Source organism: Variovorax sp. F042 (assembly GCF_057814215.1).
In genome coordinates, this window is sequence record NZ_JBVASX010000020.1 from 28,676 (window position 1) to 41,063 (window position 12,388).

Consider the following 12,388-nt stretch of genomic DNA (forward strand, 5'->3'; position numbering starts at 1 on the left):
CTCCGCCTTCGGGCTGCTGCGCATCAGCCGTGGTCACGTTCACGCAGTTCGCGCTTGAGCACCTTGCCGATCGCACTGCGCGGCAGCTCGTCGATGAAGCTCAGCCGCGCCAGGCGCTGTGTCTTGCCGAGCTGGGCGTTGGTCCATTGCAGCAGCGCGTCTTCGCTCGTGGCGTCGCCCTCGCGGCGCACCACGAAGGCCACCGGCGTCTCGCCCCATTGCTCCGACGGTACGCCGACCACGGCCACATCGGCCACCGCCGCATGGCCGCGCAGCACGGCCTCGAGGTCGCTCGGGTAGATGTTGAAGCCGCCGCTGATGATCATGTCCTTCTTGCGGTCGAACAGCGTGAGGAAGCCGTCGGCGTCGAAGCGGCCCACGTCGCCGGTGCGGATGAAGCGCTTGCCGGTGGCGTCGAACCACTCGGCCTCGCGCGTCTTCTCGGGCTGGCGGTGGTAGCCGGTCATCATGCCGCCCGAGTGGCCCACCACCTCGCCGGCCACCTCGGTGTTGTTGCGCGGCAGCTCGTTGCCTTCCTCGTCGATCAGGCGGATGTCGCTGCCCTCGGCGGGCTGGCCCACCGTGTGCAGCTTGGTCGGGTGCAGGTGCGCTTCCAGGATGCAGGTGCCGCCGCCCTCGGTCATCCCGTAGAACTCGATCAGCCCGCCGGGCCAGCGCTTGAGCACGTCGGCCTTGAGCGCGGCGTTGAAGGGCGCGCTGGTGCTGAACTTGAACTTGTAGGAAGACAGGTCGTGCTCGTCGAAGCGCGGGTGCGCCATCAGCCGCTGGTACTGCACCGGCACGAGCATGGTGTGCGTCACGCGGCGCTTCTCGGCCAGCTGCAGATAGCCGAGCGCGTCGAACTTGGGCATCAGCACCACGCAGCCGCCGAAAGCCAGCGTGGGGAAGAACACCACCAGCGTGGTGTTGGAGTAGAGCGGCGTCGACAGCAGCGTGACGGTGTCGGTGCTGTATTCGTACCTGGCGCCGCGCTGCACGTGGGACCAGCGCATGCCGTGGCCCTGCACGATGCCCTTGGGCTCGCCGGTGGTGCCCGACGAATAGATGATGTTGAAGGCCCACGCGGGCTGCACCTCGACGGCCTCGGGCTGCGAACCGGCCGGCGCCAGCCAGCCTTCGATGTCGCGGCCGACCTGCGAGCCGTCCAGTGCCACGCGCGGAATGCCGCCTTCCTTCGCGGGGCCGATCACGTCGGCTGCCGATGCGTCACTGAACAGGATGCGCGCGTCGGCGTCCTCGATCATTCGGGCCAGGCTGGCGGGCGTGGAGCCGGGCGCCAGCGGGGCCACCGCGACGCCCGCGCGCAGCGCACCCAGGAACACGGCCGCGTAGTTCACCGACGACGAGGCGCAGATCGCAATGGCGTCGCCCGCCTTGAGCCCGTCGCGCTGCAGGCTGGCCGCGACGCGGTCCATCAGCGCGTCGAGCGCGCGGTAGTCCAGCGTGCGCGTGGCATCCGCCAGCGCGGCGTGATCGGGGGTGTGTTGTGCGTGGAGGCGAACCAGATCGGCAATGGCGCCGAAACTGCGTTCCATAGAGGCTTGAACAGCGGGGTGCATGGGAGAGTCAGTCCTTCATCTTGGCCAGCCGGCAGGATAGCGGACCTGTCGCGCGTGGCCAGCGCCTGGGCGACGCCTGCCGGTGCAGGACACAGCGCCGTCAGTTGCCGATCAGGAAGGCGGGGCCACGATGCCCGACCACCAAGGAGCTCACCATGGGATTACTCGACATCCTCCAGCAGGCCATCGGCAACAACAGCAACAACCCCGAGGCCCATATCGATCAGGTCGCGCAGCACGCCTCGCCCGGCGAACTTGGCGCGGGGCTCGCCGCGGCCATGCGCTCGGACCAGACGCCGCCTTTCGGCGACACGGTCGGCAAGCTGTTCGGACAGTCGTCGCCCACGCAGCAGGCTGGTGTGCTCAACCAGATCCTGGCCACGCTGGGCCCGGCCGCCGCCTCGGCGCTGGCCGGCGGCGTGCTCGGGCGCGTGCTGCAGCCGGGGCAGACGCAGGTCACGCCCGACCAGGCCTCGCAGCTGTCGCCCGCGCAGGTGACCGAGATCGCCACGCACGCCGAGCAGCAGCATGCCGGCGTCATCGACGAGGTGAGCCAGTTCTACGCGCAGCACTCGGGGCTGATCAAGACGCTGGGCGGCGCGGCCATCGCCATCGCGCTGGCGAAGATGAAAGAGAACGCCACGCGCGGCTGAAAGACTCCGGGTCGATCAGCGTGCCGACGCCGTGGTTTCGGCCCGCACCGTGTCCCCGCCGCCCATCACCTTGTAGAGCGTGATGCGGTTGCTCTGCTCCGACAGCCGCAGGCCGATCAGCGTCTGCTGCGCCGTGTAAAGCGAGCGCTGCGCGTCCAGCACTTCGAGAAAGCTGTAGCTGCCGCTGCGGTAGAGCGCGTTCGACAGCGTGTAGCTCTTCTGCGTGGCATCGACCAGCGATTGCTGCGCCGCAATCTGCTCGCCGATCGAGCCGCGCGTGGCCAGCGCATCGGCCACTTCCTTGAACGCGGTCTGCACCGTCTTCTCGTAGGTGGCGAGGTCGATCTCGCGCTGCGCCTTCGCCGAGTCGAGGCTGGCGCGGTTGCTGCCGGCGTTGAAGATCGGCAGGCTGACCGACGGTGCGAAGCTCCAGGTGCTGTTGCCGCCCTTGAACAAGCCCGACAGCGCCGTGCTCGACGAGCCTGAACTCGCGGTCAGCGAGATCGTCGGGAAGAAGGCCGCGCGCGCCGCGCCGATGTCGGCGTTCGAGCCTTGCAGCGTGTGCTCGGCGGCCAGCACATCGGGCCGCTGCTGCAGCAGTGTCGAAGGCAGCCCCGCGGGCACGTCGACCAGTGCGCTGGCCGTGGCCATGCCTGCGGCCGGCAATAGCTCGTCGGGCACGGTGGCGCCGGCCAGCAGGTCCAGCGCGTTGCGATCGAGCGCTACCTGCGCGGTGTAGCTGGCCACGTCCACACGCGCCGAATCAACGGTCGTCTGCGCCTGGGCCAGCGACAGCGCCGAGCTGGCGCCCAGTTCATGCATGCGGCCGGTCAGCGCATACGTGCGCTGCTGGCTGGCCAGCGTGTCCTGCGCGAGCTTCAGCCGTTCGTTGTCCGCGGCCAGCGTGAGCCAGGCCGAGGCGACTTCCGCCACCAGGCTGATCTGCGTGCTGCGGGTCGTGGCCTCGGTCGACAGGTAGCTTTGCAACGCCGCCTCGTTGAGGTTGCGCACACGGCCGAACAGGTCGAGCTCGTAGCTGCTGAAGCCCAGCGACGCGCTGTATGTCGAGCCGATGGACGATTCGCCGCTGCTGCTTGTTGCCGCCGAGGTGCGCGCGCGGGTGGCACCCGCCGTGGCCGCGATGCTGGGGAACAGTTCGGCGCGCTGCACGCCGTATTGCGCGCGCGCCTTCTCGATGTTCTGCACCGCCACGCGCAGGTCGCGGTTGTTGGCCAGCGCGAGCGCGACGGTGCGGCGCAGCCGGTCGTCGGTGATGAAGCTCTGCCAGCCGGTGGTGGCGGAGGCGGTTGCGTCCTTGGCCTCCTTCGCACCCGTGGAGGCCGGCCAGGTGGCGGGCACCGGCGCTTCGGGCCGCGAGTACACGGGCGCGAGGTTGACGCAGCCGGCCAGCAGCGCGGCCGTGATGAGAGCGGAGAGTCTGAAATGAATTCGGGTCATGGCATTCATGCCTCAGGCAGCGCGGTCAGCGTGGATGCCGCCGCGGGTTTTTTCTTTTGCGCGAAGAAGCGCCGGATCACGACGAAGAACAGCGGCACGAAGAAGATGCCCAGCGCGGTGGCGGTCGCGATGCCGCCGAGCACGCCCACGCCGATGGCGCGGCGGCTGCCCGAGCCCGCGCCGGTGCTGAGTGCCAGCGGCAGCACGCCGAACATGAAGGCCAGCGAGGTCATGAGGATGGGCCGCAGCCGCAGGCGCACGGCCTGCAGCGTGGCCTCGACCAGCGCAACGCCTTCGTCCTGCAGCTGCTTGGCGAATTCCACGATCAGGATCGCGTTCTTCGCCGACAGCCCTACCGTGGCCAGCAGCCCCACCTGGAAGTACACGTCGTTCGACAGCCCCGCCAGCTTCGTGGCCAGCACCGCGCCCAGCACGCCCAGCGGCACCACCAGCATCACCGAGAACGGCACAGACCAGCTCTCGTACAGCGCGGCCAGGCACAGGAACACGAACAAAATCGACACCGCGTAGAGCAGCGGCGCCTGTGAGCCCGACAGGCGTTCCTGATACGAGCTGCCGGTCCATTCGTAGCCGATGCCCTGCGGCAGCTGCTTCATGATGTTTTCCACCGCGTCCATCGCCGCACCCGAGCTCACGCCCGCGGCGGGGTCGCCGATCAGCTCGAACGACGACATGCCGTTGTAGCGCGACAGCTGCGGCGAGCCGTACGTCCAGCGGCTGCTGGCGAAGGCCGAGAACGGCACCATCTCGCTGCTGGCGTTGCGCACGTACCAGCTGTTCACGCTGTCGGGCTGCATGCGGAAGGGCGCGTCGGCTTGTACGTAGACCTTCTTCACGCGGCCGTTGTTGATGAAGTCGTTCACGTAGCTGCCGCCCATGGCGCTGGACAGCGTGTCGTTGATGTCCGAGGTCGACAGGCCCAGCGCCGCGGCCTTGCGGTCGTCGATGTCGATGGCGAACTGCGGTGTGTCGTCCAGGTTGTTGCTGCGCACCTGGCTCAGCGCGGGGTCTTTCTTGGCCAGGGCCAGGAACTGCTCGCGCGCCTGTGCCAGCGCATCGTGGCCGATGCCGCCCAGGTCCTGCAGCTGCACGTCGAAGCCCGCGTTCGAGCCCAGGCCGCGCACGGCCGGCGGCAGCATCACGAACACGTTGGCGTTGCTGGTGCGCGCGGCCATCTCCATCGTGAAGCGGCGCGACAGCGATGCGGCGTCTTGCCCGTCGCCGCCGCGTTCGCTCCAGTCCTTCAGCGTGATGAAGGCATTGCCCGTGGCCTGGTCGCCGCTCAGGCCGGTCAGCGTGATGTAGTGGCTGACTTCCTTCTGCGAGGACAGGTATTGCTCGAAGCTCTTCATGGTCTGCTGCAGCTGCTCGTCGGTGGCGCTGGCGGGCAGCTTCACCTGGGCCATCAGCGTGCCCTGGTCTTCGTCGGGCAGGAACGAGGTGGGCAGGCGCATGAAGGTCACGGCCAGCACGCCCACCAGCAGCGCGTATACCAGCAGGCTGCGCTTGCCGCGCCGCAGCAGGCCGCCGACGCCCGAGCGGTAGCGGTCTGCATTGCGCTCGAAGTTGCGGTTGAACCAGCCGAAGAAGCCGCGCTTCTCCTGATGCTGGCCGGCCTCCACGGGCTTGAGCAGCGTGGCGCACAGTGCCGGCGACAGCGTAAGCGCCACCAGCACCGACAGCAGCATGGCCGCGACGATGGTCACCGAGAACTGGCGATAGATCACGCCCGTCGAGCCGCCGAAGAAAGCCATGGGAATGAACACCGCCGACAGCACCAGTGCAATGCCCACCAGCGCGCCGGTGATCTCGCGCATCGACTTGCGCGTGGCTTCCTTCGGCGAGAGCCCTTCCTCGGTCATGAGCCGCTCGACGTTCTCCACCACCACGATGGCGTCGTCCACCAGGAGGCCGATGGCCAGCACCATGCCGAACATGGTCAGCGTGTTGATCGAGTAGCCCAGCAGCGCCAGCACGCCGAAGGTGCCCAGCAGCACCACCGGCACCGCGATGGCGGGCACCAGCGTGGCGCGCAGGTTCTGCAAAAAGAGGTACATGATCAGCACGACCAGCACCATCGCCTCGCCCAGCGTCTTGGCCACTTCCTCGATGGAGATGCGCACGAAGGGCGTGGTGTCGTAGCCGACCACGGCCTTCATCTGGTTGGGGAAGAAGGGCGCCAGCTCCGCGAGCTTGGCCTTCACCGCGTTCGACACCGTGAGCGCGTTGGCGCCGGTGGCCAGCTTCACGCCCATGCCGGACGACGGCTTGCCGTCGAAGCGCGAGCTGACGGTGTAGCTCTCGCTGCCGAGTTCGATGCGCGCGACGTCGCCCAGCCGCACGATCGCGCCGCTGCTGCTGTCCGACTTGACGATCACCTCGCGGAACTGGTCGGCGGTGCGCAGCTTGCTGCGCGCGGTGATGGTCGCGGTGAGCCGCTGGCCCGCGGCCGCCGGCAGCGCGCCGAGCTGGCCGGCAGAGACTTCGGTGTTCTGGCTGGTGAGCGCGGTGGTCACGTCCGAGGGCATCAGCGAATACTTCTGCAGCCTGGCGGGGTCGAGCCAGATGCGCATGGCATAGCCCGAACCCAGCGTCTGCACGTCGCCCACGCCGTCGATGCGGCTGAGCACGTCGAGCAGGCTGCTGGAGATGTAGTCGCCGATGTCGGTGGCCGAGGCGCTGCCGTCCTGCGAGACCAGCGAGACGATCATCAGGAAGTCGGTGCCCGATTTGGTGACCGTCACGCCCTGGCTCTGCACCGATTGCGGCAACTGCGACTCGGCCTGCTGCAGCTTGTTCTGCACCTGCATCTGCGCCACGTCGGCGTTGGTGCCGGCCTCGAAGGTGAGCTCGATGCGCGCGGTGCCCGACGAGGTGCTGCTCGACGACATCGAGACGAGCCGGTCGAGGCCCTTCATCTTCTGCTCGATCACCTGCGTGACCGAGTCCTCGATGGTCTTGGCCGAGGCACCGGGGTAGGTCGCGTTGATGGAGACCTTGGTGGGTGCGATGTTGGGATACTGCTCCAGCGAAAGCGTGGCAATGGACAGCCCGCCGGCAAGCATGATGACGATGGCGATGACCCACGCGAAGATGGGCCGGTCGATGAAGAAGCGTGCCATGTGCGTTGCTTCCTCAGCGGCTGGTGCCGGCGCTTGCCGCGCTGGCCACCGTTGCGGTGGTGTCGGCGGTCACGGGTTTCACTGTGTCGCCCACTTTGACTTTGAGCGAGCCCTCGACGATCACGCGCTCGCCCGCCTTCAGCCCGTCGGTCACCTGCCAGCGGTTGCCGACAGCGCGCGACACCTTCAGCGCGCGCTTCTCGACCTTGTTGTCGGCAGTGACCACCAGCGCGGAGGCATCGCCGCTGGCCGTGCGCGTCACGCCCTGCTGCGGCACCAGCAGCGCCCGTTCGGCCACGCCCTCTTCGAGTACGGCGCGTACGTACATGCCGGGCAGCAGCGTGCGCTCGGGGTTCGGCACCAGGATGCGCAGCGTGACCGCGCCCGTGCCTTCGCTGACGGTGACGCTCGCGAACTGCAGGCGTCCGGCGTGGGCGTAGACCGTGCCGTCTTCCAGCAGCAGCTTCACGGAGGCTTCGCTCTTGTCGCTGCTGCTCTTGAGCGTGCCGGCCGCCAGTTCGCGCTGCAACCGCAGCAGATCGGTGGTCGATTGCGTTACGTCGACGTGGATCGGGTCGAGCTGCTGCACGGTCGTGAGCGCGGTGGTCTGACTGGCCGTGACCAGCGCGCCCGGCGTGACCGTCGAGGCTTCGATGCGCCCCGCGATCGGCGCGGTGATACGTGTGAAGCCGAGGTTGATGCGCGCCGTGTCGAGCGAGGCGCGGGCCACGCCGAGTTCGGCCTCGGCCTGCTGCAGCGTGGCCTGGCTGTCGTCGTTGGTCTGCTGGCTGACGGCGTCGATCTTCGCGAGCTCGGCATTGCGGCGCGCGGTGACCTTCGCGGAGTTGACCGTGGCCTCGGCCTTGGCGACGCTGGCCTGCGCGCTGGCGTAGGACGCCTTGTAGCTGGCGGGGTCGAGCTGGTAGAGCACCTGCCCGGCCTTGACCAGCGCACCTTCTTCGAACAGGCGCTGCTGCACGATGCCGCCGACCTGCGGGCGGATCTCCGCGCTCAGGCGGGCGCGGGTGCGGCCCGACAGCTCGGTGGTGATCGGCTGGTTCTCGGGCTGTATGGTCACCACGCCGACTTGCGCGGCGGGGAGCTGGGGCGGTGCGGAAGAAGAGCCGGAGCATCCCGCGATCGCGCCCAGCAGGCCGAAGGCCAGGGCGCACGCGAGGCCGGTGCGGATGAAGCGGGAAGACATGTTCAGAAGATTCCAATCGGGTTTGGAATCCATGGTCTTCAGTGAATGTGGAGCGAATGTGGAGGTCCCTGCGGCATGCACGGCCATGGGCGCTGAATGCACCGCGCGGGCCTCATCTGGCTTATCTTGTGGCCCTTCATGAAGATCAGCATCACCACCAAGCTCTTTCTCGCCGTGCTGGCCACCGCCGTGCTGGCCGTGGTCGCGATGGGCGCCGCCTCGCGCTGGAACTTCGAGCGCGGCTTTGTCGGCTACCTCAACGAGCAGGGCGTGGAGCGGCTCGACTCCGTTCTGCCGAACGCCGTTGCGGCCTACCGGCAGAACGGCAGCTGGGACTTCCTGCGAGACGACCCTGGCCCGTGGTTCGAGATCATGCGGCCCGCGCCTTCCGCCTCGGGCGAGCGCTTCGAGCCGGGGCGCACCCCGGCGCTGGTGTCCGACCTGACGGGCGCCGTGCTGCGCATCGCGCTGCTCGATACGGACAGGAAGGTGATCGTGGGCTTCAGGGAGATTCGCAAGGGTGCCATTGAACGTGCCGTGGTGGTCGACGGCAAGACCGTGGGCTGGGTCGCGATGATGCCGTTCCAGAGCGTGAGCGAGGCCGGCGACCAGCGCTTCCAGAAAAACCAGCTGCGCGCGAGCTGGGTCATCGGCAGCCTGTGCGTGCTGCTGGCTGCGGGCATTGCGTGGTGGATCGCGCGGGTGCTGCTCGCGCCCGTCAAGCGTGTGGCAGCGGCCACGCACCGATTGACATCGGGCGACTACGCGAGCCGCGTGGCGGTGGCATCGCACGATGAGGTTGGGCAACTGGCGCGTGACTTCAATTCGCTGGCCTTCACCTTGCAGCGCAACGAGCGGATGCGTCGCGAGTTCATGGCCGACGTGTCGCACGAGCTGCGCACGCCGCTGGGCGTGCTGCACGGCGAACTGGAGGCAATGGAAGACGGCGTGCGCCGCCTCGACGCGCAGGCCGTGCGCTCGCTGCAGCACGAAGTGGGCATGCTCAACAAGCTGGTGACCGACCTGTACGACCTGTCGATGGCGGACGTGGGCGCACTCGCGTACCGCAAGGCCGACATCAACCTGCGGGAGCTGCTGGAGCTGAGCGTGGATTCGTTCCGCGAAAGGCTGGCTTCGGCTGGCCTGCGACTGGAGCTGGTGCTGCCCGCGCAGCCGCTGATGATGTTCGCCGACGAGCGGCGCATGCAGCAGCTCTTCAGCAACCTCGTGCTCAACGCCTGCCGCTATACCGACGCGGGCGGCGTGCTGCGCATCGAGGCGCGCGAAGACGACAACCAGATCGCGATCGATCTCATGGATTCGGCGCCGGGCGTCGACGCGGCGCTGCTGCCGCGCCTGTTCGAGCGCTTTTTCCGCGGCGAGGGTTCGCGCAACCGGGCCAGTGGCGGCGCGGGGCTCGGCCTTGCCATCTGCCGCAGCATCGTCGAGGCGCATGGCGGCACCATCGAGGCCAAGGCTTCGCCGCTGGGCGGGCTGTGGATTGCGGTGCGGCTACCGCAATGAACGACACGACCATGGCAACTGCTTCTTCTTCGTCCGCGCACGTCCTGATCGTCGAGGACGAGCCGCGCATGGCGGCGCTGCTCGCCGACTACCTCCAGGCCTCGGGCTACACCTCGCAATGGATCGCCAACGGGCTGGAGGTTGTGCCCTCCGTGAAGGCTCGCCGGCCCGACCTCGTGCTGCTCGACCTGATGCTGCCCGGACAGGACGGCATGAGCGTGTGCCGCGAGCTGCGGTTGTTCAGCGAGGTGCCCGTCATCATGCTCACGGCGCGCGTCGAAGAGGCCGACCGCCTGATGGGCCTCGAGATCGGCGCGGACGACTACATCTGCAAGACGCCATTCAGCCCGCGCGAGGTGGTGGCGCGCGTGAAGGCGCTGCTGCGCCGCAGCGGCTATGCGTCACGCGAGGCATCGCCCCTGCAGATCGACGAGCAGACGTACAAGGCGACGCTGCACGGCACCCCGCTGGGGCTCACGCCGATCGAGTTCCGCCTGCTGAAGGCGCTGGCCGACGCACGGGGCCGTGTGCTGTCGCGCGACAAGCTGCTCGACCATGTGCATGCAGACCAGCGCGCAGTGACCGATCGGGCGGTGGACAGCCATGTGAAGAACCTGCGCCGCAAGCTCGATGCGGCGAGCCAGGGGCAGGAGTTGATACGGTCGATCTACGGGGTGGGGTACCGGCTCGACTTGCCTTGATCGCCGCGTTCGCCCGTATCACGCGCCAGTCGCAGCAGCTCGCCGCACGGCACCGATGATGTACTCGATTTCCTCGTCGTCGAGCATCGGGTAGAGCGGCAACGCGAGCGAACAGCCGGCCAGCGTCTCGCTGCGCGGCAGGGAGCCGTTGCCGTGCCAGGGCTGGAGTGCCTCGTGCCGGTGCAGCGGCTGCTCGTAGTAGATGCGGGTGGCGATGCCGGATGCGGCCAGCCGGGCCGCAAAGGTTTCGCGTTCGCGCGGGCCAGGCAGCCGGACGACGAAGTAGTTCCACGCGTGGCCGGGCGAGTCTGGCGGCAAGCGAATCGGCAAGTCCGCCCAGGCCGACAGGTAGCGTGCGGCGATGGCACGCCGTCGCGCGATGAGGTCCGGGAAATCGTCCAGGGCGGCATTGAGCAGGCAGGCCTGCAGTTCGTCCATGCGGCTGTTGTGCCCGAGGCAGTGGTGCTGGCCGTCGTGGTAGCCGTGGTTGCGCAACAGGCGGGCCTTGCTGGCGTGGAGCGGGTCCCTGAAGGCCAGTGCACCGGCGTCGCCGGCAGCACCGAGAGTCTTGGTCGGATAGAAGCTCATTGCCGCGGCGTCGCCCCAGGTGCCGGCGTTGCCCGCCGCGGTGCCGTCACTGGCCCGGGCACCGAGGCACTGGGCCACGTCCTCGACCAGCAGCAGTTTTTCGTCGCGGCAGTAGGCGGCCAGCTCGGGCAGGCCGCTCGGGTCGCCGAAGAGGCCGACCGCGAGGATCGCGCGGGTCCGGGGCGTTCGGGCATTGCGGAAATGCGCAAGCGTTGGCAGGAAGTCGTCTGGCGCACTGTCGACGAAGACCGGCCGCGCGCCGGCGCCGAGCACTGCTTCCGCGCACGCGACGAAGGTGTAGGTAGGCATCAGGACCTCGTCCAGCGCGTCCCCTCCGCCCGCGCTTCCGATGCCGAGGCTCTTGAAGGCCAGCAAAAGCGCTTCGGAACCCGACCCCACGGCCACGGTCTCGCGGCCATGCAGCAGCGCCGACAGCCGCGCCTCCAGAGCCTGGACCTGCGGCCCGAGGATGTACGTGCCGCTGCGCAGCACGGCGGCGAGGGCCTGGGCCAGGCGCGTCGCCATCGGTTCGGCGGAAGCCGCCGGCCGGAACAGCGGGATTTTCATGCGTGCAGTATCTGGCAGGCCCGGGTGACAGCCACAAGGCCGTCGGCACCCGACGCGACGCGGCTGGCCTGACCCAGGATGGCGCGCCGGAAGCCCTGGTACTGCCGTGTCAGGGCATCGTCGCCGGTCGTCGTCGCTGTCGAACGGCGCAGATCCAGCAACTGCTCACGGTGGCCGTCGCACACATGCAGTCGGGCGCTGGCCGGCATGCTGCCGTAGCCGCTCTCGAATTCGGCGATCAGGGCACCCAGCCGCACTCGGGCGCGGATGCTTTGTTCGCCGATGTGCCGCGCGAGCACTTCCAGCGGTGCTTCCACGGGAATCGCGCACAGCCAAGCGAACAGGTCGATGTCGTGCACCATCAGGTCCAGTACGCTGTCCCTGGCCGTGGCGACGCGGGTCGAATAGCGGCGAAACCGCATGAAGGGACGCCGGCCCTGCTGGCCCTGGCTGTGGCTTGCCGCCGCGTTCCGCAGTCGGTCTAGCACGGCTTCGTCGAACACCGGGTTGAAGCGCTCGATGTGCCCTGTGCTCAGGGTGACGCCGCATTGCCGCGCGGTGCGGATCATCAGGGCGCCTTCGTGCCGGTCGATGCAAAGCGGCTTCTCGACCAGCACGTGGCAGCCGCGCCGCATCAATGCCATCGCGACTTCGGCGTGCGCGTCGTCGCTGGTGGCGACTGTGACCGACGCGATGCCCGGCGGCAGATCGTCCAGGCTCGGCAACAGCGGCAGCGCTGCGAGTTCGCTGGCAGCGCGGGCCGACGACGAGCAATCCACCAGGGCACGCAGGTGGAAGCCGCTCAGGGCGAGGAGCTTTCGGGCATGGACGCAGCCGAAGCGGCCGAGGCCCACGACTGCATGGGCCAGCGGAGCGTCGAGCGGGAGCGGAACCGCGAAGGTGGCGATGGGGTCGGCGACGATGGCCGCGCTGTCGTCGTCGATGGCAGGCGTCGTGAAGGACATCGCGG

At 68.5% G+C, this 12,388-nt stretch carries 9 protein-coding genes; 3 read left to right on the forward strand and 6 right to left on the reverse strand.

Translation table 11 applies throughout. From position 1 onward, the window contains the following. Window positions 1-23: 23 nt before the first annotated feature. Window positions 24-1,556: a class I adenylate-forming enzyme family protein gene (locus tag ACZYSP_RS33475; RefSeq protein ID WP_093079059.1), complete on the reverse strand. Its 1,533-nt coding sequence runs from the start codon at window positions 1,554-1,556 to the stop codon at window positions 24-26. 179 nt (window positions 1,557-1,735) lie between these two features. On the opposite strand from ACZYSP_RS33475, the gene ACZYSP_RS33480 reads away from it, so the two are divergent. Then, window positions 1,736-2,233, forward strand: coding sequence for a hypothetical protein (locus tag ACZYSP_RS33480; RefSeq protein ID WP_093079057.1), 498 nt, complete (start codon window positions 1,736-1,738; stop codon window positions 2,231-2,233). 15 nt (window positions 2,234-2,248) lie between these two features. On the opposite strand, the gene ACZYSP_RS33485 is transcribed toward ACZYSP_RS33480, so the two are convergent. From ACZYSP_RS33485 to ACZYSP_RS33495, 3 genes are read right to left on the reverse strand one after another with little or no spacing between them, the layout of a single operon-like run. Continuing rightward, a complete protein-coding gene (locus ACZYSP_RS33485; RefSeq protein WP_354336796.1) occupies window positions 2,249-3,691 on the reverse strand; it encodes an efflux transporter outer membrane subunit in 1,443 nt (480 codons plus the stop codon). 5 nt (window positions 3,692-3,696) lie between these two features. After that, a complete protein-coding gene (locus tag ACZYSP_RS33490) occupies window positions 3,697-6,834 on the reverse strand; it encodes an efflux RND transporter permease subunit (RefSeq protein ID WP_093079054.1) in 3,138 nt (1,045 codons plus the stop codon). Between the two features lie 13 nt (window positions 6,835-6,847). After that, window positions 6,848-8,038, reverse strand: a complete 1,191-nt coding sequence (locus ACZYSP_RS33495) for an efflux RND transporter periplasmic adaptor subunit (protein WP_093079107.1) — start codon at window positions 8,036-8,038, stop codon at window positions 6,848-6,850. Window positions 8,039-8,176: 138 nt separating this feature from the next. On the opposite strand from ACZYSP_RS33495, the gene baeS reads away from it, so the two are divergent. Both baeS and ACZYSP_RS33505 read left to right on the forward strand, forming a co-directional pair. Then, window positions 8,177-9,562, forward strand: coding sequence for a sensor histidine kinase efflux regulator BaeS (baeS, locus tag ACZYSP_RS33500; protein ID WP_489018873.1), 1,386 nt, complete (start codon window positions 8,177-8,179; stop codon window positions 9,560-9,562). Continuing rightward, entirely contained in the window at window positions 9,559-10,263 is a 705-nt protein-coding gene (locus ACZYSP_RS33505; protein ID WP_218149769.1) for a response regulator, read from the forward strand. The genes baeS and ACZYSP_RS33505 overlap by 4 nt, the downstream gene beginning before the upstream one ends. Before the next feature lie 18 nt (window positions 10,264-10,281). Here ACZYSP_RS33505 and ACZYSP_RS33510 read toward each other — a convergent pair whose 3' ends face one another. Both ACZYSP_RS33510 and ACZYSP_RS33515 read right to left on the reverse strand, forming a co-directional pair. After that, entirely contained in the window at window positions 10,282-11,418 is a 1,137-nt protein-coding gene (locus ACZYSP_RS33510) for a DegT/DnrJ/EryC1/StrS family aminotransferase (RefSeq protein WP_489018875.1), read from the reverse strand. Beyond that, complete coding sequence (locus ACZYSP_RS33515) at window positions 11,415-12,383, reverse strand: Gfo/Idh/MocA family protein (RefSeq protein WP_354336803.1); 969 nt, start codon at window positions 12,381-12,383, stop codon at window positions 11,415-11,417. Before ACZYSP_RS33515 ends, ACZYSP_RS33510 begins: the two co-directional genes overlap by 4 nt. Window positions 12,384-12,388: the final 5 nt, after the last annotated feature.

Coding starts and splice junctions, on each gene's coding strand:
- ACZYSP_RS33490 (WP_093079054.1), bottom strand. CDS start 6,834: ATGGCACGCTTCTTCATCGACCGGCCCATCTTCGCGTGGGTCATCGCC.
- ACZYSP_RS33495 (WP_093079107.1), bottom strand. CDS start 8,038: ATGTCTTCCCGCTTCATCCGCACCGGCCTCGCGTGCGCCCTGGCCTTC.
- baeS (WP_489018873.1), top strand. CDS start 8,177: ATGAAGATCAGCATCACCACCAAGCTCTTTCTCGCCGTGCTGGCCACC.
- ACZYSP_RS33475 (WP_093079059.1), bottom strand. CDS start 1,556: ATGGAACGCAGTTTCGGCGCCATTGCCGATCTGGTTCGCCTCCACGCA.
- ACZYSP_RS33515 (WP_354336803.1), bottom strand. CDS start 12,383: ATGTCCTTCACGACGCCTGCCATCGACGACGACAGCGCGGCCATCGTC.
- ACZYSP_RS33510 (WP_489018875.1), bottom strand. CDS start 11,418: ATGAAAATCCCGCTGTTCCGGCCGGCGGCTTCCGCCGAACCGATGGCG.
- ACZYSP_RS33480 (WP_093079057.1), top strand. CDS start 1,736: ATGGGATTACTCGACATCCTCCAGCAGGCCATCGGCAACAACAGCAAC.
- ACZYSP_RS33485 (WP_354336796.1), bottom strand. CDS start 3,691: ATGACCCGAATTCATTTCAGACTCTCCGCTCTCATCACGGCCGCGCTG.
- ACZYSP_RS33505 (WP_218149769.1), top strand. CDS start 9,559: ATGAACGACACGACCATGGCAACTGCTTCTTCTTCGTCCGCGCACGTC.